Raw genomic sequence first — 18,786 nt, forward strand, 5'->3', positions numbered from 1 at the left:
TAATCTTCACTAAAAATGGAATACCTCATGAAAATCGTAGCAGCGAAATGGCTATTCGACGGTGAAACGGTTCAAAGCGACCGCGCCGTCGCCTTCGATGAAAAAATTGTCGCACTCGGTGCGCCGGAGGAGTTGAAAGCGGAGTATCCGAACGCGAAGTTTTTCGAACTCGACAGCCGCACCGTCTTGATGCCCGGACTCGTCAACCCCCATGTACACCTCGAATTCGGCGCCAATACGACCCATCTGAAGTTCGGCGATTTCATGCAATGGCTCGAGAGCGTCATCGCCCATCGCGACGAACTGACCGAAGCGTGCAAAGCGGGCTGCTACAAACGCCAGATCGATGCGATGCTTGCAAGCGGGACAACCACCTTCGGAGCCGTCAGCAGTTACGGGAAGGAGATGCGCGCCTGCAAGGCGGCACCTCAGCGTGTTGTCTTTTTCAACGAGGCGATCGGTTCGCAGCCCGCCGCCGTCGATGCGCTCTATGCCGATTTTGAGCTGCGGCTCGAAGAGAGTCGGACGATGGCTTCGGAACGGTTCATCCCGGCCGTCGCCATCCATGCCCCCTACTCGGTACACCCGGTTCTGATCAAAAAGATTTTGAAAAATTACGGCGACCTGCCGCTGTCGGCCCACTTTATGGAGTCACCTGCCGAAAAAGCGTGGCTTGAAAGAGGAGAAGGGCCCTTCAAACCCTTTTTCGAAAACTTTCTCAAGCAGACTGCACCGCTCTGTTTTCCCGAAGAGTTCCTGCAGCTTCTGAAAGGAAAACGTGCCCTCTTGACACATGCCGTCCATGCCGACGAGAAACAGCTTCGAATGATCGCCGAAGATGGCCACACGATCACCCACTGTCCTCGCTCCAACCGGCTTCTCGGATGTGGACGGATGAAACTGGAAAAGGTGGAAGAACTACAGATACCCTGGCTGCTCGGAACGGACGGCCTCAGTTCCAACACATCTCTGAGCCTCTGGGACGAAATGCGCGCAGCCGTCATGATGCATTGCAATGCCGAACTGGAGAACATTTCACTCGAACTTCTCAAAGCGGTGACATCGAGAGCTGCAGACGCACTGGATCTTCCGGTCGGGCGCTTGGAAAGAGGGCGTTGGGCGGATCTTATCGTCGCACCGCTCCCCGACGATCCAGAATCTCCCGGCCAGCTTCCCCTGCAGCTGATTCTTCACACAAAGCGTGTCGAACATCTCTATATCCAAGGAGAAAAACATGTCTGATTTTTTCAAAAAACTCTTCGCTCCCATTACCGCTACGCTCGACTTCATTCAAAAATACTTCAAATCGCTCCTTTTTCTGCTCATTCTACTGCTGATTCTGGCTCCCGCGGGAACGGAGTCGGTCAAACCGCCGAATCTTGCTTCCGTCAACCTGTTCGGACCGATCCTGAGTGCCGACAAAATCGTCAAAGAGCTTGAAGAGCTCTCCGAAGAGAAGAGCATCAAGGGGGTTCTTCTGCTTGTCGACTCTCCGGGCGGCGCCGTCGCCCCCTCCGTAGAAATCTCACTGGCCGTCAAACGCCTCAAAGAGAAAAAACCGGTCGTAGCCTACGCCGCGGGAACGATGGCCAGTGGAAGCTACTACGCTTCGATATGGGCCGATAAAATCGTCGCCAATCCCGCCGCCACGATCGGATCGATCGGCGTGATTATGGAGGGGATGAATATCCGCGGACTGCTCGACAAGGTCGGGGTGAAACCCCAGGTCGTCAAAGCGGGCCGATACAAGGAGGCGGGAACACCTTTCAGAAAGTGGACGCCGGAAGAGCGCAAAGAGATAGAGACCCACGTTCTGGATATCTACCAAATGTTCGTCGACGACGTCGCCAAAGCCCGCCGGCTTGACCCGAAACATCCCGAAAGATTTGCCGATGCCAAAATCTTCATCGCCCGAAAGGCGAAAGAGATCGGACTGATCGATCAGATCGGCTCGATCAAGGAAGCGAAAGAGCTGACAAAAACGTTGAGCGGCGTCGAGGAGGCCCATTGGAAAGAGAAGAGCAAGTGGGAACAGTATATAGAAAACCTTGCCGAAGAATCGACGAAAACATTTGTCAATCAGTTGAAAGGATGGGCAATCAACTAAACTTCCACTCCTCTGCCGAACATAGAAATATAAAGAGGAAATTTATATGAAAAAAATTATGATGTAATATCTTCCAACAAGGAGTGACCAATGAAAAGAATCGGATTGGTGACAACCGTTTTGGCTTCCGTAGCGGCAATGACTTTGAGTGCATCGGGAGATATCAAGGATGCGGCGAGCCTCTATAAAGAGCGCTGTGCCAACTGTCATGGAGTGAAAGCGAACGGTGTACCGAAGATCAAGGTTTCCCCGGGCATCGAACCGCATGAAGCCGATGCAAAAGGTATCGCCTCCGAAGAGAAACTTGATATCTACGGACCTCCTCTCAACCATTACACCAAAGATGAACTTCTGAAAAAACTGTTTTATCTGAGACATGACGATTTTGACAGCGGTTCCTCTCACTCGATCATGAGAAAGAACCTTAAAGAGATCGAAAAACGTGAAGGGGCGATATCCGACGAACAGATGGCAGACTATATCTACAATACATTCGGTCGGAATGCCAAATAAACGAAATTTCAAAAATTCGTTATCGGGTTTCACTCCCGTTTTCGTGTAATGTAAAATGTAATCAGGATATATTGTTTAAAAGCAAAAGAGGAAAAGAGAGCGAAGCGGCACGCGCCGCTTCGCCAGTAGATTAAAATCGGTTAAAATCGCCTCGCGGCTGGCGCGGTTCGCGGGGTCGTGCTTCATTGACACGAAGGCTGCGTCCACCGACATCTTTGCCGTTGAGCGCTTCGATCGCTTCGTTCGCTGCATTGTCGTCAGGCATTTCGACAAAGCCGAAACCTTTCGATCGTCCGGTCTCTCTATCGTTGATAATACGTGCGCTGCTAACTTCGCCATATGCTTCGAAAACTTCTCTCAGTTCACCATCATCCATTCTGTAAGACAGGTTGCCAACGTAGATATTCATTCTACTTCTCCAAATAAAAAACTCTTCCATCCATAAAAATTTAAAAATTTTTATAAAACGGATGAAACACTATACCATAAAGTCGATTACAGGAATAACACAAGTGAAGCTTTGGCCGGAAGTCCGGGGAAATGGATGGAAGTGTTACGAAACCAACCATCTAAAATCGATGCAGCGAATCAGCTTTCATTGGAACGAATCGATTCTATTCTCGCTTCAGCGACGAATTTTCCATCTTCGAGCCTGACACGGTCACCCTCCCTTATACTTTCCAATGTTGTGACGCGGCTATCTTTGACAAGCTGTACGAAACCGGGACGCAGTTTATGGCGGGGGTCAAGTGATATGAGCTGCGCTTCGAGAGATTGGAGCTGCTGCCCTTTTTTCTGAAACAATTGCGTTTTGGCATACTCAAGCTGTATTCCAAGAGGCCGTAGCGACTCCTCTTTTTGTTGTAAAACCCTACGCATCTGTCTATGCATCTGCACTGCAAGCTGTCGGATATCCTGTAGCTGTATCGTGATCTTCTTGCTGATGGCATGCTGTTCCAGCTGGCGTTGGGCACTCTGGAGCGACTGGGTTTTCAACAAGAGGATCTGATGCATCCGGCGCTCCATCCGCTCCATCATCTCGTCGAGGGCGTAGAGCATTTCGATTTTGTCGGGCAGTATCTGCTCCATCGCCGCACTTGGCGTTGGGGCACGCATATCCGCCACAAAATCGCTGATGAGCGTATCGACCTCGTGACCGACAGCGGAGACAACCGGTGTTTTACATGCCGCGATAGCACGGGCAACAGCCTCTTCATTGAAAGCCCACAGGTCCTCGAGACTTCCGCCGCCCCGGCCAACGATTATGACATCGGCGCCCAGCGTGTCGGCATAGGCGATATGGGAGGCGATCTCTTGCGCCGCTTCGGCTCCCTGCACCAGCGTATCGACAAGGGTGATCTTCACCAACGGCCACCGCTTCGACGCGACCCGGATCATATCCTGAATCGCCGCACCGGTTTTGGAAGTAACGACGACGATATGACGAATCGTTCGGGGAATCGCTTTTTTACGTTCGGAAGAGAAAAGCCCCTCGTCGGCCAGCCGTTTCTTGAGCTGCTCGTAGGCGACGGAAAGCGCACCGGCCCCGTAGGGTTCAGCCGTCTGTACCATCATCTGGTAGTTTCCACGCGGGACGTAGACGGTGATCGCACCACCGAGAACGACATGCTGTCCCGCTTCGAGACGGAAACGGAGGTTGCGGGCATTGGAGCGGAACATCACGCATGAAAGAGCGCTTCGGTCATCTTTGATCGTGAAGTAGATGTGGCCGCTCGTATGGTAGGTCACCTGCGAAATCTCTCCCTCGACGCGTATTTGGATAAATGTCGACTCGAGCAGTGACTTGATCTGCTCATTGAGACGGGAGACGGTGATCGGATGGGTCATCGTGCTCGAATCACCTATTTTTTGGCGATGAGAAGGGTCGAGATGCCCATCGAAAAGGATTCGGTATATTGCATTGTGAACCCGGCGTTTTCGAGCTCTTTTTTGAGCATGTCGGTCGTCAAAAACCCTTCGATGGAATCGGGCAGGTAGCGGTAGGCTTCGTAGTTTCGGCTCACCAATCCGCCAAGACGTGGAAGAATGCTGTGCATGTAGAAATCGACGATCTTGCCCTTGAGGCCGCGCTCTTCGCGCTTGGTAAATTCGAGGATGACCACCATTCCACCCGGTTTGAGCACACGGTAGAACTCGTCGATCGCCTCCTGGCGGTCCACGACATTGCGTATACCGTAGCTGATGGAGAGGATGTCGGCCGTATTCTCTTCAATCGGCATATCCTGTGCCTTGGCGACAACGAATTCGGCATAGTCGACCTTCTCTTTCGCCACTTCCAGCATCCCTTCCGACGGATCGACACCGATAAAGCGTTGAAACGTCGCCCCGGCCGCAGCCCCACGATCTCTCCACCACTGCAGCATGTCACCCGTCCCGCACGCCACGTCGAGCACCGTGAGCCCCTCGCTTCGATCGAGCAATTCGAATGTCTTGTCACACCCTTTTTTTCGCCACGACTTGTCGATTCCCATACTCAAGACTCTGTTGGTCACGTCGTAAGTCGACGCGATCTCGTCGAACATCGAAACGATTTTTTCCTGCTTCTGATTTTTATCCATAAAACGCTACCTTCTCTTTTCGATGGGTTCTATTTTCTCTTCAACCACATCATCGCATCGTCTCCACTCCGTCTGTGATGCAGCATCTCGAAATTTTTCCCGCCATTATAACAGGTTCCATCTTTAAGGAAAGGGGCGACAAAAAGCACCATCCAGTCGATCTCGTTTCGAAGCGCGCGAAGGGTGCCTTCACCCCCTTCGATCATGATCAGGCCCCGGTCCGGAAGATTCGGTGCGAATGCGACCGCTCTGCCTGCCACTTCAAAAAGAGGAATCTTTCGGTCGATCGAACCGGGATGTTTCGTAAAGATCGTCACGTCGGGGGCTTTGCCGCCGACGAGGCGGCTGTCGAGCGTGGGACGATCGACGCGCACCGTATTCCCGCCGATTACGAGCGTATCGATCTTCGTACGCACCCGATGGACCCAGCGTCTGGAGGCTTCGCAGCTTATGACGCCGCCGTCGATCACACCATTGAGTGTCTGTGCCAGTTTGAAAAAGACGAATCGTCCTGTCTGCCATTTCACGAACGGCTCGATCAACGCTTCGCACGCCGCCCGTTCGATCCCTTCAAGCACTTCGATACCCGCTTCGGCGAGTCGTTTCGATCCGCCGGCGGCATGGGGATTGGGATCCATCGCACCGATGACGACCCGCTTGAATCCAAGTGCCGCAATCAGGTCGGCACATGCAGGTGTTTTCCCCGTATGGCTGCACGGCTCGAGCGTCACATAGATCGTCGCATCGCGAAAAAGATCTTTGGCACGCAGAGGAAGTTCGGTATGGAGCCGATGGGCATCGTCGCATCGGGCAAATTCGGTGTCGCCGCTAAGGGCAATATAGGCATCACGGATCGTGAGGACTTCGGCATGTGCTTTGCCGGCCTCCCTGTGGGCGTTGACGGCAAGCAACTCTCCGCAAGGGCCGACAACGGCGGCACCGACGGCGGGATTGGGATAGGTTAGAAGTTGGTAGTTCCACGCCTCGGCCAGTGCGAGGCGCATAAAAAACGCGTGGCCGGGCGCTACCATTCAAAGTAGGTGCGGGCTTTTCGAATCTCGTTCAGTGGAAAGCGCTCTTCACCCTGTGAAGTTTCGAGAACGACTTCACCATTCTCGAAACCGAGCAGTTTCCCTTTGACTTTCTCTCCGGAACTCAGCTTCAGGTAGATCTTTTCACCGACGGAATTTTCGAAGTGTTCCGGCCTTTTCAGTGTTCGCTCCACACCGGGCGAACTCACTTCCAGATAGTACTGTCCGCTGACCGGTGGGTAGACGTCGAGCATTGGCGAAAGATCACGGCTGATATCGGCGCAAAGATCGAGATCCACACCCCCATCTTTGAGAATGTAGACTCGGTAGACGGTATGGCCGTCCTCATTGACGATCTCCGTATCGTAGAGTTTCGCACCGTGCGACTCGACAACCTTTTTAACCTCTTCTTCGACACTCATTTGTTCAACTCTTTCTCTATTTGTGCAAAAAGCTCATCCATTCGTTTGACGCGGTCGAGCTCTTTGTCGAATTTGAAATGAAACTTTGGCGATTTGAACCACCCTTCCGCTTTGAGGCAGTAGGCTTCAAGCCCTTTCGAAACTTTTCTCAATTGCTTGAGAATCTGCTGCTGTTCCGCTTCATCGATTCCCGTGGGATCGAGATAGACATCCGCATCGCTTCTTCCCTTGCTGCAGATCACTTCCGTCACGGTTAGACCGCGCAGACGCTCATCCCCAAGTTGCGACAACGCCTCGGGAATCAGCTCGCGCAGGATCGAATCGGCACGTTTGCGCTTGATCTCTTCGGGAGTCATAGCGTCGCTTTCTCCTCTTTCTCTTCATAGGCTTCGATTACGTCACCGACCTTGATGTCGTTGAAGTTCTCCAACATCAGGCCGCACTCATACCCTTTCCCGACCTCTTTGGCATCCTCTTTGAAACGTTTCAAAGAACTGATGCGCGTATCGTAGATGACAACACCGTCACGGATAAGTCGTGCTTTGGCATTTCGCTTGATGACCCCGTCGGTAACGATACATCCGGCAATCGTTCCAACCTTCGCGACACTGAACGTTTCGCGCACTTCGGCCTGCCCGATACCCTCTTCACTGATGACCGGGCTCATAAGGCCGCTCAGCAGCGCTTTGACGTCGTCGATCAGATCATAAATGATCGAATAGGTCTTGATCTCGACACCCAACTGCTTCGCTTTCTGCTTGATCGCCGCCGTCGGTCGAACGTTGAAGCCGAGAATCACCGCGTTTTCATCGGCATTGGCCAGCGCGACGTCACTTTCGGTGATCCCGCCCACACCGGAATGGATAATATTGATCTTGACCTCTTCATTCTTCAGCTTCTCGAGACTTCCCTTGATCGCTTCGAGCGATCCCTGAACATCGGCTTTGACAATGACCGGAAGGGATTTGATCTTGCCCTCGGCAATCAGGTTCCCAAGCTCGTCAAGCGTCACTTTGGTGCTCTTGCTGAGCTCTTTCTGGCGCAGATACTCTGCACGTTTCTGTGCCAATTCGCGCACCTGCTTGTCGCTGTCCATCGCGACCATGATCTCTCCTGCATCCGGCACTTCGTTGAGTCCGACAACGACCCCAGGATCGCTTGGACCGAGTTCTTTGATCTGCTTACCCAGATCGTTCAGGATGGTTCGTACACGCCCGAATGTCCTTCCGCAGATCACATGGTCCCCCACGTGCAGCGTACCGTTTTTGACGATAACGGTCGCAACCGGCCCACGCCCTTTTTCGAGTGAGCTTTCGATAACAACCGCTTTGGCATTCCGTTTGGGGTTGGCTTTGAGCTCCATGATCTCCGCCTGAAGCAGAATCGTCTCCAAAAGGTCGTCGATCCCCTGTCCCGTTTTGGCAGAGACTTCGACAAACTCATACTCGCCGCCCCAGTCGACCGGCATATATCCGAGTTCGGCAAGCTGCGACTTGACCATGTCCGGGTTTGCGTCCGGTTTGTCGATCTTGTTGATCGCGATGACCATAGGTACTTCGGCCGCTTTGGCATGGTTGAGCGCTTCGATCGTTTGCGGTTTTACACCGTCGTCGGCAGCGACGACGATAATGACGATATCGGTCGCCTGCGCACCACGGGCACGCATTTCGGTAAAGGCTTCGTGACCCGGGGTATCGATAAACGTAATTTTTTTGCCATCTTTTTCAACTTGATAGGCACCCACGTGCTGAGTGATACCGCCTGCTTCGCGTTCGGCCACTTTTGTCTCGCGAATCTTGTCCAGAAGCGATGTCTTACCGTGGTCGACGTGCCCCATGATCGTAATGACAGGGGGGCGCTCTTCGAGATATTCGTCAGGAATCGCATCATACGCCGCGACATAGTCGAGCTCGTCGAGCGGATTGATCGTTTCAACCTCGACACCGAACTCATCCGCCAAAATCTCTATCTCATCTTTTTCGAGGAAATCGTTTTTGGTCACCATTTTGCCGAGACCGAAAAGGATTTTGATGACCTCACCGGTCGAATGCCCCACTTTTTCGGCAAACTCATAGACCCGGCAATCTTCCGGAATTTTGACGACCGTTGGAGTCGCTTCCGTTTTTTCCATACGGCGTTGTCGTTTTTTTGGTGTTGTTCTACTCACGCTTCGTTTTCCTCTGCTTTGCGGTCCCCGTCGTCCAATCGGCTGTTTCGGCCGCGGCTGTTCCGGCTTGAGTGTCGTTGGAGATTTCGGTTCTTCCATGCTTCGGAGCTCTTCACTGAAATCGGGCAGAACCACTTCTTCCGTCGCATAATCGACACTGATACCGCCGATATCGCGATCCTCAAGTAGACTCAATTTTACACCGCTCTCTTTCGAACCCGGCGCCGGCGCCGCTTTTTTCGCCTTTTTCTTCGCTCTTTTTGCGGCGATCGATTCGTCTACAGCGGCGATAACCCGGTTCTCTTTTCCGATTTCGCTCTTTTTGATTGTCGGTGTTTCCGTAACCGGCTCAACCTTTGGACGCTTCTTTTTGACAATAAAGATACCACGGCGGCGCTTGACAGAAGCCTGTCCAAGCGTCTCTTTCTTTTCACTCTCTTTCACCGGTCTCTCTTCAGGTTTCGGCTCGGGCTTCGTTTCCGTTTCCGGTTCGGCCTTCTCTTCGGCTTTTTCTTCCGGCATCTTTTCGGCAGCGACCTTCGTTTCCGGCTGCTTCTCTTCTTTTTCGACGGCTCTCTTCTCTTTTGGGGCTTCGGCCTTGGCCTCTTCCGCTTTTTCCGGTTCAGTCTTCGATACCTTTTCCGCTGTCGGTTTTTCTACGGCCTGTTCTACGGCCTCTTTCTCTTTCTCGGGCGCCGGAGATTTTTTGGGAGCGGCTGACGCCGGAAGTGTTCCGGTCATCACATAGTTCACAATATTCTGCGCATCTTCCGGAGAAACCCCGCTCGAAGCTGTTTTGACATCCAGTCCCATCTCTCGGGCTTTTTCCACAACTTCTTTGCTTTTAATCCCCAGTTCATCCGCTATTTCATGGATTCTTACTTTACCCATTCGCTACCATCTCCTTAATATGTTCGCCCAATTCGATCGTTAGATATGTTTTGTTGTTGCACTGCTTTGCGAGCCGTTTGGCAAGCTTTTTATCATGGATACAGCTGTGACAGAGATAAAAACTCCTGCCATACCCTTGAAATGGTTGTATCTGATTGTTTTGACACTGAAGCCGTATAAGCTGAGCCTGCAAGTAGCGGCCGCGGCAATGGATGCACATTCTAACCGGATCGGACATAATCGTGCAATTATACCAAAATTAATCTCTAAACAGAACCCCGTCGTTGTCGAAGTCATAAATCGCACAACGGAACGAAGGAAAACGGGCTTTGAATTTTTCAAGTAGCGGCTGGGCATCCTCTTTATAGGTCATGTTGAAAAAGGTCGATCCGCTACCTGAAAGCGTACTCATCAACACATTGTTTTCAATGGCGAGTTTCTGCACGTCGAAAAGCTCCGGGAGGTTTTTCATGCGTGCCACCTGATGAAATCTGTCCCGTGCCGCGATGCGCAGCATCTCCCACGACTCGTTGAAAAAGCAAGCGGTCAGCAGGGAGGAGTGGCTGAGATTGTAGATGGCATCCTCTTTGCGATAGCTCTTTGGAAGCGTTGTGCGCGAATGAGCCGTCGAAATCGGCTTGTCCGGAATGACCACCACCGCTTTGAGGTAGCCGGGAATCCGCTTTTTCTGGCTGTAGACTTTACGATTTTCAACGACGGCGACATTGAATCCGCCCATTACGGCCGGCGTGATATTGTCAGGGTGGTGTTCGTAATGCAGCGCCAAGTTGAGAAGTTTGCGTTTGGTGATATTGACGCCTGCCGCACTGTAGGCGGATGCGATGGCACTGACGATGACGGCCGAAGAGCTTCCCAAACCTCGTGAAAGCGGAATCTGGTTGTAAAACTTGAACCTGAAAATTCCGCGCTTTCCCGTGAGGTGACGATAGTGATCGTTGAAGATATTGATAAAGAGGTTGTTTCCTTTGAGACGCGGATTGTTCGCACCCTCCCCTTTGATCGAGACACTGAAAAATTTTGAGGGCTGGATATGTACACGGTTGCGAAGCGACAACGAGAGTCCCAGTGTATCGAACCCTGGTCCTAAGTTGGCACTGGTGGCAGGTACACTGATGATCACACGCCTCTCCTGAAAAAAGTTGAAGTATTTTAGTCTATCTTTGCTTAGAAGCCGATATCAAACGGCTGGAAGAATATAGAGAGGTTCGTTCTCCTGTGAAAAAAGCGTTCGATCGAGACGCAGGGGCAGGGAAAAAGAGCCAGAGACACCATCACACCTCCGATCGATGACGATTTCACCATCGCTCTTCACAAAATAGCTTCTGCCGATTGCTTTGATAGGTCGATTTTCATTGAAAGCGAAAGCGTCCGAGGCATAAAGAGGGATATCCAGCGCGATCGAAAAGGTTTTCGCCATGACGTATGTCACTTTGATCGCCATAAAACTTCCGGGCCCTCTGGCATAGTAGAGGGCTTTGAGGTTGTAACGGTAGCGGACGTCATGAAGTATCGCAGGCAAAGCGCTTGAGGTTTTCTCCCGCCGTTCATACCTCTGCACCAGGTGCCCGTCGACATAAAGGCCCACCAGCAGCGGCGATGTGACTCCGATGATCAGAAGTTCGGCATCCGGTATCGTATCAGGCGAAGCTTCTGGCAAATTCGGCACTCTCTTCCACTTGAAGCGTCACAATTTCGTAGGCACTCTCATCTGCAAGCAGTGCGACAGTCAGCTGATGGTTGAGCCCATGGCTTCCTGCAAACGCCTCATATGCACCGAGAATCGGCCGGCCAAGCAGTTTCATGTCTCCCATCGCATCGAGAATTTTATGACGTACAAACTCATCTTCGAAACGTAGCCCTTCGGGATTGAGTACTTTCGTATCGTCAAGGACGATCGCATTTTCAAGACTTCCGCCCAGGGCCAGGTTCTTGCTTCGCAAATACTGTACCTCTTTCAGAAAACCAAACGTCCTCGCACGGGAAATCTCCTGAACAAACGCACTTTTCGAGAAGATAAATCGTCGGTGCTGCTCAGCGATGACAGGATGTTCGAACCGGATCAGAAAATCGAAACTCGCTGTTTCGGACGGTTTGAGAGAGACGTACTTTTCGCCTGAACGTACCGTTACGGCTTTTCTGATCCGAAGAATCTCTTTGCCCGCATTTTGTTCCGCCATTCCCGCTTCATCGAGCATCATGCAGAAACTCGCGGCGCTTCCATCCATGATCGGCATCTCGGCATCGTCAAGGATGACACGCATATTGTCGATACCGTAGGCATAAACGGCTGATAGAAAATGCTCGATCGTTGAAACGTTCGCGCCATCTTTCCCTATCACCGTCGCCATCTGTGTATCGACGACATACTCCGGCCGAAGCGGTATCGAGACGCCGAGATCTTCTCTGTAAAAGACGATTCCGCTTCCCGCTTCAAGCGGCTCGAGACGCAAATGAACCGGTTTCCCTTTGTGCAGACCGATTCCGACGCTCTCGACCGGTTTGGCAATCGTTCGCTGTTTTATCATACCTTCATCCTCATCTTCCCATCCCAAAATGGGAGTTTCACTCCAAAAACAATACTTGCATTTTAACTCATATTACCACATCGACCATTAAACATACGTTCGGTATTAAAATTAATTATTCTCTTTGCGTTCGATCATTTTCCGTGCCGTATCAAAAACATTTGTGATGTTATCTTTTATCCAATGGGCATCCATCCACTCCACCGGGCGAACTTCGACCCCCTGCACAAGAACTCCGAAATGCAGATGGTCGCCGAGCGCGAGGCCAGTTTTTCCGGTTTTTCCGATCACTTCGTTTTTCGCAACGGTATCGCCTTCCGTCACATAGAGTGTCGAACAGTGTCCATAGAGCGTATAGAGTCCGAGGCCGTGATCGATCAGTGGCATATTTCCATAGATGCCGTTGTACCCTGCGAAAACCACCCGTCCCGGGTTGGAGGAGCGCACTTCGGCCATTTTGACACTCGCAAGATCGAGCCCGAGATGGTACGACTCGCTGACGCGTTTGCCTTTATAGTAGTAGAAACGATGGTCGCCGAAACTCGCTACTTTTTTGCCATTTTTTAGAGGGTAGAAAGGTTTCACGCTCCATCGGCGTATCAACTGGTCCGAAACATTCGAGCTCAACTTGTGAATCAACGCTTCATTCTTCGACCGAATATCTTCGTTTATGATTTTGAATCGCTCCACCGGATCCGAAATATTGGCTGTCTCATCGAACTGGCTCGAAAGATCAGCGATTTTTCCATTTAAAAAACGGTCTTTGAGTGTAATATTGGAGCGGCGGTATCGATAATTTTTCAAATAGAGAGGAATATGGGACTTTGTAACATTCTCCGCCATATCCGTCGCTTCAACCCATGCTCTGAATCTTTTTTCCGTCACAGGCCAGGCGATCAAAGCCGCATAATACCCCGGTTTGTAAAAGGGTTCCGCCCTGAAGGTTTTTCCGAAACTGGTATGCACGGCGACCTCTTTGAGATGCTCGTCTTTGGCACTGAAAACAACCAGTGCACTTCCGCCCTGTGTAATCTTGTATGAATTGGCAAGCACATAGGCAGAAGGGCGAAGCGCATCGATGGTAATCGCGACGCTTTTCGAAGCATGGTTTCCTTTGAAGAGGTTCCAGCGGCTCGCATCGGTCGTCTCGATCTTCATCACGGCACTCTTTGCACGCCTGTCCCATCCGGCTCGCGGTAATGTCACCGAAACAGTGACCTCTTTGCGTGGCGTTTCCAGTTCCGTCTGGACAACCGTAAAATCGCTCTTCCCGTCATTCAGTACGACCGTGTAACTCCGTATGCCGCTGTCATCTTTAAGCTGTACCGAAATCGGCTTTTTCAGATTCCAGTAGAGTGTATCGGGTACATCTATCTGCGGTGCGTTTCTCTCGAACATGGGAGAGTTTGCAAGATAGACGACACCGCCTATGACTGCTAAAAAGACGACGATAAGCAAAGTCGTACCGATATTGTTCTTCTTTCTTCTCATAATTTCATTTCCCCTTCTATCATCTTCAATAATTTTTCTATAAGCACATCACGTTCCATGCCCCTGACAATAAAACCTGCGGCGCGGATATGACCGCCGCCGCCAAAACGTTTGGCTATCGCGCTTACATCGACATTCGTCTTTGAACGTAGAGAGACTTTCAGCGTTCCATCCGACTCCTCGCGGACCAAAAAACCCACCTCAACCGTGGCGAGCGACCTGGCGTAATTGACCATATCATCCGTTTCGTTGACAGTGGCTCCCGAGGCACGCAACATTTGTTGTGTCACATCGAGTCCGGCCACACGACCCTGCAGATAGAGTGTCAGCGTCTCCAGAACTTTGGGCAGCAGCCGAAGTTTGCTCAGCGGCTGATTCTCTCTGAACATTCTGGCTGTCCATTCGGCATCGGCACCCAGACGAAGCAGTGCCTTGGCAAAATCGAAAACCCTCTCGCAAACACCTTCATATCCGAAAAAGCCGGTATCGCTGAGAAGTGCCGCATAAAAGTTGATCGCCGCGTTTTTCGGTATCTCCCAGCCAGATGCCGTCACCAGCCTGAAAGCGGTTTCGGACGCACTGGCGAAATGAGGTTCCACCAGATTGATATCGCCATACCCGGTATTGCTGCGATGGTGGTCGATATTGATCAGTTTCGCACTCTCCGGGCGTTCCACCCCCAAACGATCGAAGCTGCCGCAATCGACGCTGATCATGAGATCGACGTCAGGACGCAGCTGTTTTTTGATCTTTTCAAAACCCGGCAGAAACGAAAGTATCTGCGGAAGCGGATCGCTCATATTGACAATATCGACACGTTTGCCAAGCCCCTTCAATATCCACCAAAGCCCCAATCCCGTACCAAGTGCATCGGCATCGGGATTGAGATGCCCGATTATCGCGATATGGCGCGCCTCTTCGACGGCTCTTTTCGCTTTCATATACGCTGTTTCCATGGCGGAATTTTATCCTAACTCTTCTCAAAGCGCCCTTTTGCTTTTATAAACGAAGGCCAACACTTCCGCAACCGCCTGATAGAACTGTTCCGGAATCTCCCGGTCCACCTCGACATTTTTGTACAACTCCCGTGCCAATGGCGGATTCTCGACAATCTGTACATGATTTTCTCTCGCGATCTCCTTGATTTTCAAAGCGATCAAATCGGCACCTTTGGCCACAACTTTCGGTGCATGGGCTTCCCCCTCTTTATACTTGAGTGCGACGGCGAAATGGGTCGGGTTCGTAATGACCACATCGGCATTGGGGACTTCGGCCAGCATCCGTTTGCGTGCCATCTCCATCTGGATCTGACGAATTTTCGCCTTGATCTCCGGATTTCCGTCGAGCTGTTTCATCTCATCCTTGATCTCCTGCTTCGACATCCGGAGTCCTTTGAAATAGTTGTAGCGTACAAAAAGAAGATCGATCAGTGCCAAAACCATCAAAAGCACAAGCATCACAGCCGCAAGCATCATCGCACGATCAGCAAGCCACGAGATCTGATGTGCCAGCGGGGCATGAGAAACAGAAACGAGCTCTTTGATGAACCCCAGAAAAACGGTGAATGCAACACCGAAAACCGCAGCCACTTTCAAGGTGATTTTGATGCTTTCCAACAGCTTTTTAAGCGAGAAGAGATTTTTCGCCCCTTTGATCGGGTCGATCTTCGTCAGATCGGGTACAAGCGGTTTGGTCGTGAAGACAAACCCGAACTGCGCCCATGCCGCGAGCATTCCGGCAACGGCCACCGGAAGTGCGAGCGGAAGGACCATGATCAGAACCTGAACAACCGTATGGAGTGTGATTTCAAGCAGAAGAGCGGGGGTGAGTTCGACACCGACAAAGTTGATGTAGTAACGGTAGAGTGTCTCGAGGCGATCGAAGATCCAGCCCGTCAGGGCGACAAAGGCGATAACGGCTACAAGAAGGGTGATGAAGCCCGAAGTGTCCATACTCTTGGGAACATTTCCCTCTTTTTTGGCGTCTTCGATCTTCTTGGGGGTCGGTTCTTCGGTCTTCTCTAAATCATCTGCCATCTACTTATCACACGTTTCCATATTGATTGCAACCGTTACGCTATCGAAATCTGAGCGCAATCTGGTTTCGCGTGGGCCCGCTACCGAAGCAACCACAGCGGTAGATAGCCCAAAAAGCTTCGCTTCTTTGGCGTATCGTCCGAAAATCGTCAGGTGACGATTTTCATAGAGAGGTCGATCCACCGCGACTGATGGATGATACTGCCGGAGCTGATCGCATCGACACCGGTGAGTGCCACCTCCCGGATATTCTCGAGGGTGATGTTACCGCTCGCTTCAAGCAGCACACCGGGATAGTTTTCATTCCGATAAAGAACGACCTCCCGAATCTGTGCTATCTGCATATTGTCGCACATCACGATATCGGCACCGACATCCATCGCTTTGGCGGCGGCATCGACACTTTCGCACTCGATCTCGATCTTCGTCGTAAACGGGATTTTACGCCGTGCACGTTCTATGAACGCTTCCAGGTCGTCAATGAGACTCAAATGGGTATCTTTGAGCATCAGTGCATCGTCAAGCCCCATACGGTGGTTGACCGCACCGCCCACACGCACCGCATATTTTTCGAAGTTGCGCAGCATCGGACGCGTCTTTCGTGTATCGAGCAGCAGCACATTCGTCCCTTCGAGCGCCTTGATATAAGGTTGTACCTGCGTAGCGATAGAACTGGCATGCAGCAGCATGTTCAAAAGGGTACGCTCCGCCGCCAACAGATCGGCAGCATCGCCCATCACTTTGAGAATGACATCACCCCATCCAAACGCTTCGCCGTCGCGTTTATGCCAGTAGAGCTCCAGGTTGCAAAACTGTGCCAGCGCTTCGAGATAGGGTTCACCCGCCACGATTCCTTCGCTTTTGGCGATAACCTGAGCCGTCGCTTCTTTCTTCGGTGCGACCCTCCCGAACAGATCACCCCGTCCGATATCTTCGAGCAGAACCTCTTTCACAAACTCCTGGATAATCATAATTCAAACATTCTTTCCAGAGCGACTTTCGCCCATTTTCTGGTCTTTTCATCCACCTGGATCTCGTTGACGACTTCACCCTTTTCAATCTCTTTGAGGGTTCTGTAGACATCTTCGAGCGTCGTCTCGTTCATCGTGGGGCATTCCGGCTTGGTCGAAGAGAGGACATAGATGTTCTTGTCGCGCATCCGATGGACAAGGTTGTACTCGGTACCGACCGCCACCTTCTGCTCTTCGGGAAGTTCGTTGACATATTTGATGAGCTGGCTTGTCGAACCGCAGAAATCGCTCACCGCCACGACAGCCGGATCGCACTCCGGATGGACGGCAATCTTGATACCCGGATAGCGTTTGCGGTAGAACTTCACGTCATCGACCGTAAAGAGCTGATGCACGGAGCAAAATCCGTCGTAGCAGATGATGTCGGCTTCGTTTGGGTCTTTTCCGTCACCGATGACGCACGACTTGAGCCCCATCATGTTGGCCACGTTCTGCCCCAGGCACCGGTCGGGAATGAAGAGGATCTTTTTGCCGCTCGCAAGCCCCTTTTCGATAATCTTGTAGGCGTTGGAGCTGGTGCAGACCATACCGCCCATTTCACCCACTTTGGCCTTCACTTCGGCACTCGAATTGATGTAAGTGATCGGCAGGATATCTTCCTTTTTAATCCCCGCTTTTTCCATAAATTCGACCGATTCGTCATAGTAAGTGCTGTCGATCATCCGCGCCATCGCGCAGCAAGCGATTTTTGGCATCGCCACCCGCTTTTCGGGAGCGATGACTTTAACACTCTGCCCCATAAAGCCGACGCCGCAGAAAACGACCCACTCTTTGTCGTCCGCTTTGCAACGGCGGGCGAGTTCGAGGCTGTCGCCGGTAATATCTGCCAGTTCGAAAACTTCGTCGCGCTGATAGTAGTGCGCTACGAGCGTGACAGGCAGTTTCTCTTTGAGTTCAAGAATCTTCTCTTTCAGTTCATTGTGTTCCAAAATCAATCCTTAATAGCGGTATAACCATTTTTTCTCTATAATTGACTCTAATTTTACCATAAAGAGACCGTTCATGGAATTTCTGACCAACCCAAATATTATATTCTATCTTGCAGCCTACCTTGTCGGCGGCATTCCTTTCGGCCTTATTCTGGCCAAAATGTTTGCCGGCGTCGATATCAAGCAAAGTGGCAGTCAGAGTATCGGCGCCACCAATGTCCTTCGTGTCGTCAAACAGAAAAATCCCGCCCTGGCCAAAAAACTGGCGATCGCCACCGTGCTCCTTGACGCATTCAAAGGTATCGCGGTCCTCTTGGTCGCCAAACTGGCAGGGATGCCCGATGCAACGCTTTGGGCGATCGCGGTACTCGCGGTCGCCGGTCACTGTTTCAGCCCCTACCTGATGTTCGAAGGGGGCAAAGGTGTCGCTACCGGCGTCGGCGTACTCGCCTTTATGATGCCCGATGTTACAGCCATCGCGCTAGTCGTGTGGTTCGTTCTCGGCAAAACGCTGCGTATCTCGTCTCTTGCATCGCTTGGTGCGCTGGCCGCTTTTATCGTTGCGAGTTACATTCTCTATCCGGACGTTCCAAACATTCACTCTCACGCCCCGATCTGGATCATCGCCATTGTTGTCGTCTATAAACATACTCCGAATATTGTCAGGCTGCTGAGTGGACGGGAGAAGCGCGTCGCATGACGATCTCCATCCGTTCCCTTCATTTTCAGGCGATCATGGGGCTTCTCGATTTCGAGCGTACATCGCCCCAGTGTATCGAAGTCGATTGCGAAATTGCTTACGGCTATCAAAAAGAGGAAAGAAGATTTCTCGATTACGCCGAAGTGGCTTCTTTGATCGAGTCAACGATCAAACAGGAAAAATTTCTTCTTGTCGAAGATGCTCTCGAAACGCTTTTTGGGCTCCTGAAAGCCAAATTCCCCCAAATCGAAACGATAAATATTACAATATGCAAACCCGACATACTCCCTAATTGTCGGGTCTGCGTCACCGATTTTCGCTCCTATCTTTAAATTTTTTTGAA

At 51.4% G+C, this 18,786-nt stretch carries 21 protein-coding genes; 5 read left to right on the forward strand and 16 right to left on the reverse strand.

The window, feature by feature from the left end; genetic code table 11:
• The first annotated feature begins 27 nt into the window (after positions 1 to 27).
• The 3 genes from mqnF to QUD54_RS04310 all read left to right on the forward strand — a co-directional run bounded on the left by mqnF (position 28) and on the right by QUD54_RS04310 (position 2,620).
• Positions 28 to 1,242 (forward strand): aminofutalosine deaminase family hydrolase, encoded by a 1,215-nt coding sequence (gene mqnF / locus QUD54_RS04300; RefSeq protein ID WP_286337729.1) that lies wholly within the window; start codon positions 28 to 30, stop codon positions 1,240 to 1,242.
• The gene (gene sppA / locus QUD54_RS04305) at positions 1,235 to 2,107 is read left to right on the forward strand and encodes a signal peptide peptidase SppA (RefSeq protein WP_286337730.1); all 873 of its coding nucleotides are present in this window, start codon (positions 1,235 to 1,237) and stop codon (positions 2,105 to 2,107) included. The genes mqnF and sppA overlap by 8 nt, the downstream gene beginning before the upstream one ends.
• 90 nt (positions 2,108 to 2,197) lie before the next feature.
• Positions 2,198 to 2,620, forward strand: coding sequence for a c-type cytochrome (locus QUD54_RS04310; protein ID WP_286337731.1), 423 nt, complete (start codon positions 2,198 to 2,200; stop codon positions 2,618 to 2,620).
• Positions 2,621 to 2,750: 130 nt separating this feature from the next.
• On the opposite strand, the gene QUD54_RS04315 is transcribed toward QUD54_RS04310, so the two are convergent.
• The 16 genes from QUD54_RS04315 to nadA all read right to left on the reverse strand — a co-directional run bounded on the left by QUD54_RS04315 (position 2,751) and on the right by nadA (position 17,743).
• Positions 2,751 to 3,029 carry an RNA recognition motif domain-containing protein gene (locus tag QUD54_RS04315; RefSeq protein WP_286337732.1) on the reverse strand — a complete coding sequence of 93 codons (279 nt, stop codon included), beginning with the start codon at positions 3,027 to 3,029 and terminating at the stop codon, positions 2,751 to 2,753.
• A gap of 179 nt (positions 3,030 to 3,208) precedes the next feature.
• Positions 3,209 to 4,468 (reverse strand): exodeoxyribonuclease VII large subunit, encoded by a 1,260-nt coding sequence (gene xseA / locus QUD54_RS04320; RefSeq protein ID WP_286337733.1) that lies wholly within the window; start codon positions 4,466 to 4,468, stop codon positions 3,209 to 3,211.
• A 14-nt stretch (positions 4,469 to 4,482) separates the two neighbouring features.
• The gene (gene ubiE, locus QUD54_RS04325; protein ID WP_286337734.1) at positions 4,483 to 5,199 is read right to left on the reverse strand and encodes a bifunctional demethylmenaquinone methyltransferase/2-methoxy-6-polyprenyl-1,4-benzoquinol methylase UbiE; all 717 of its coding nucleotides are present in this window, start codon (positions 5,197 to 5,199) and stop codon (positions 4,483 to 4,485) included.
• A 29-nt stretch (positions 5,200 to 5,228) separates the two neighbouring features.
• Positions 5,229 to 6,203, reverse strand: a complete 975-nt coding sequence (gene ribD / locus QUD54_RS04330; protein WP_286337735.1) for a bifunctional diaminohydroxyphosphoribosylaminopyrimidine deaminase/5-amino-6-(5-phosphoribosylamino)uracil reductase RibD — start codon at positions 6,201 to 6,203, stop codon at positions 5,229 to 5,231.
• Between the two features lie 20 nt (positions 6,204 to 6,223).
• The gene (locus QUD54_RS04335) at positions 6,224 to 6,652 is read right to left on the reverse strand and encodes an LSm family protein (RefSeq protein WP_286337736.1); all 429 of its coding nucleotides are present in this window, start codon (positions 6,650 to 6,652) and stop codon (positions 6,224 to 6,226) included.
• Positions 6,649 to 7,008 carry a 30S ribosome-binding factor RbfA gene (gene rbfA / locus QUD54_RS04340; RefSeq protein ID WP_286337737.1) on the reverse strand — a complete coding sequence of 120 codons (360 nt, stop codon included), beginning with the start codon at positions 7,006 to 7,008 and terminating at the stop codon, positions 6,649 to 6,651. Before rbfA ends, QUD54_RS04335 begins: the two co-directional genes overlap by 4 nt.
• Positions 7,005 to 9,710, reverse strand: coding sequence for a translation initiation factor IF-2 (infB, locus tag QUD54_RS04345; protein ID WP_286337738.1), 2,706 nt, complete (start codon positions 9,708 to 9,710; stop codon positions 7,005 to 7,007). Before infB ends, rbfA begins: the two co-directional genes overlap by 4 nt.
• Positions 9,703 to 9,948, reverse strand: coding sequence for a DUF448 domain-containing protein (locus tag QUD54_RS12025; RefSeq protein WP_406600574.1), 246 nt, complete (start codon positions 9,946 to 9,948; stop codon positions 9,703 to 9,705). Before QUD54_RS12025 ends, infB begins: the two co-directional genes overlap by 8 nt.
• Before the next feature lie 21 nt (positions 9,949 to 9,969).
• Entirely contained in the window at positions 9,970 to 10,851 is an 882-nt protein-coding gene (thrB, locus tag QUD54_RS04350) for a homoserine kinase (protein ID WP_286337739.1), read from the reverse strand.
• A gap of 57 nt (positions 10,852 to 10,908) precedes the next feature.
• Positions 10,909 to 11,397, reverse strand: coding sequence for a hypothetical protein (locus QUD54_RS04355; protein ID WP_286337740.1), 489 nt, complete (start codon positions 11,395 to 11,397; stop codon positions 10,909 to 10,911).
• Positions 11,369 to 12,253 carry a UDP-3-O-acyl-N-acetylglucosamine deacetylase gene (gene lpxC / locus QUD54_RS04360; protein ID WP_286338005.1) on the reverse strand — a complete coding sequence of 295 codons (885 nt, stop codon included), beginning with the start codon at positions 12,251 to 12,253 and terminating at the stop codon, positions 11,369 to 11,371. Before lpxC ends, QUD54_RS04355 begins: the two co-directional genes overlap by 29 nt.
• A gap of 114 nt (positions 12,254 to 12,367) precedes the next feature.
• Positions 12,368 to 13,747 carry a M23 family metallopeptidase gene (locus QUD54_RS04365; protein ID WP_286337741.1) on the reverse strand — a complete coding sequence of 460 codons (1,380 nt, stop codon included), beginning with the start codon at positions 13,745 to 13,747 and terminating at the stop codon, positions 12,368 to 12,370.
• Complete coding sequence (locus QUD54_RS04370; RefSeq protein ID WP_286337742.1) at positions 13,744 to 14,703, reverse strand: DHH family phosphoesterase; 960 nt, start codon at positions 14,701 to 14,703, stop codon at positions 13,744 to 13,746. The genes QUD54_RS04365 and QUD54_RS04370 overlap by 4 nt, the downstream gene beginning before the upstream one ends.
• 24 nt (positions 14,704 to 14,727) lie before the next feature.
• Positions 14,728 to 15,783: a flagellar biosynthesis protein FlhB gene (flhB, locus tag QUD54_RS04375; protein ID WP_286337743.1), complete on the reverse strand. Its 1,056-nt coding sequence runs from the start codon at positions 15,781 to 15,783 to the stop codon at positions 14,728 to 14,730.
• Between the two features lie 149 nt (positions 15,784 to 15,932).
• Positions 15,933 to 16,754 (reverse strand): carboxylating nicotinate-nucleotide diphosphorylase, encoded by an 822-nt coding sequence (nadC, locus tag QUD54_RS04380; protein WP_286337744.1) that lies wholly within the window; start codon positions 16,752 to 16,754, stop codon positions 15,933 to 15,935.
• Positions 16,751 to 17,743, reverse strand: a complete 993-nt coding sequence (gene nadA / locus QUD54_RS04385) for a quinolinate synthase NadA (RefSeq protein ID WP_286337745.1) — start codon at positions 17,741 to 17,743, stop codon at positions 16,751 to 16,753. The genes nadC and nadA overlap by 4 nt, the downstream gene beginning before the upstream one ends.
• 73 nt (positions 17,744 to 17,816) lie before the next feature.
• Here nadA and plsY point away from each other — a divergent pair, with 73 nt between their 5' ends.
• Both plsY and QUD54_RS04395 read left to right on the forward strand, forming a co-directional pair.
• A complete protein-coding gene (gene plsY, locus QUD54_RS04390; RefSeq protein WP_286337746.1) occupies positions 17,817 to 18,443 on the forward strand; it encodes a glycerol-3-phosphate 1-O-acyltransferase PlsY in 627 nt (208 codons plus the stop codon).
• Positions 18,440 to 18,775, forward strand: coding sequence for a dihydroneopterin aldolase (locus tag QUD54_RS04395; protein ID WP_286337747.1), 336 nt, complete (start codon positions 18,440 to 18,442; stop codon positions 18,773 to 18,775). The genes plsY and QUD54_RS04395 overlap by 4 nt, the downstream gene beginning before the upstream one ends.
• The last annotated feature ends 11 nt before the right edge of the window (positions 18,776 to 18,786 follow it).

It is taken from the genome of Hydrogenimonas cancrithermarum (assembly GCF_030296055.1).
Classification (GTDB): Bacteria; Campylobacterota; Campylobacteria; order Campylobacterales; family Hydrogenimonadaceae; genus Hydrogenimonas; species Hydrogenimonas cancrithermarum.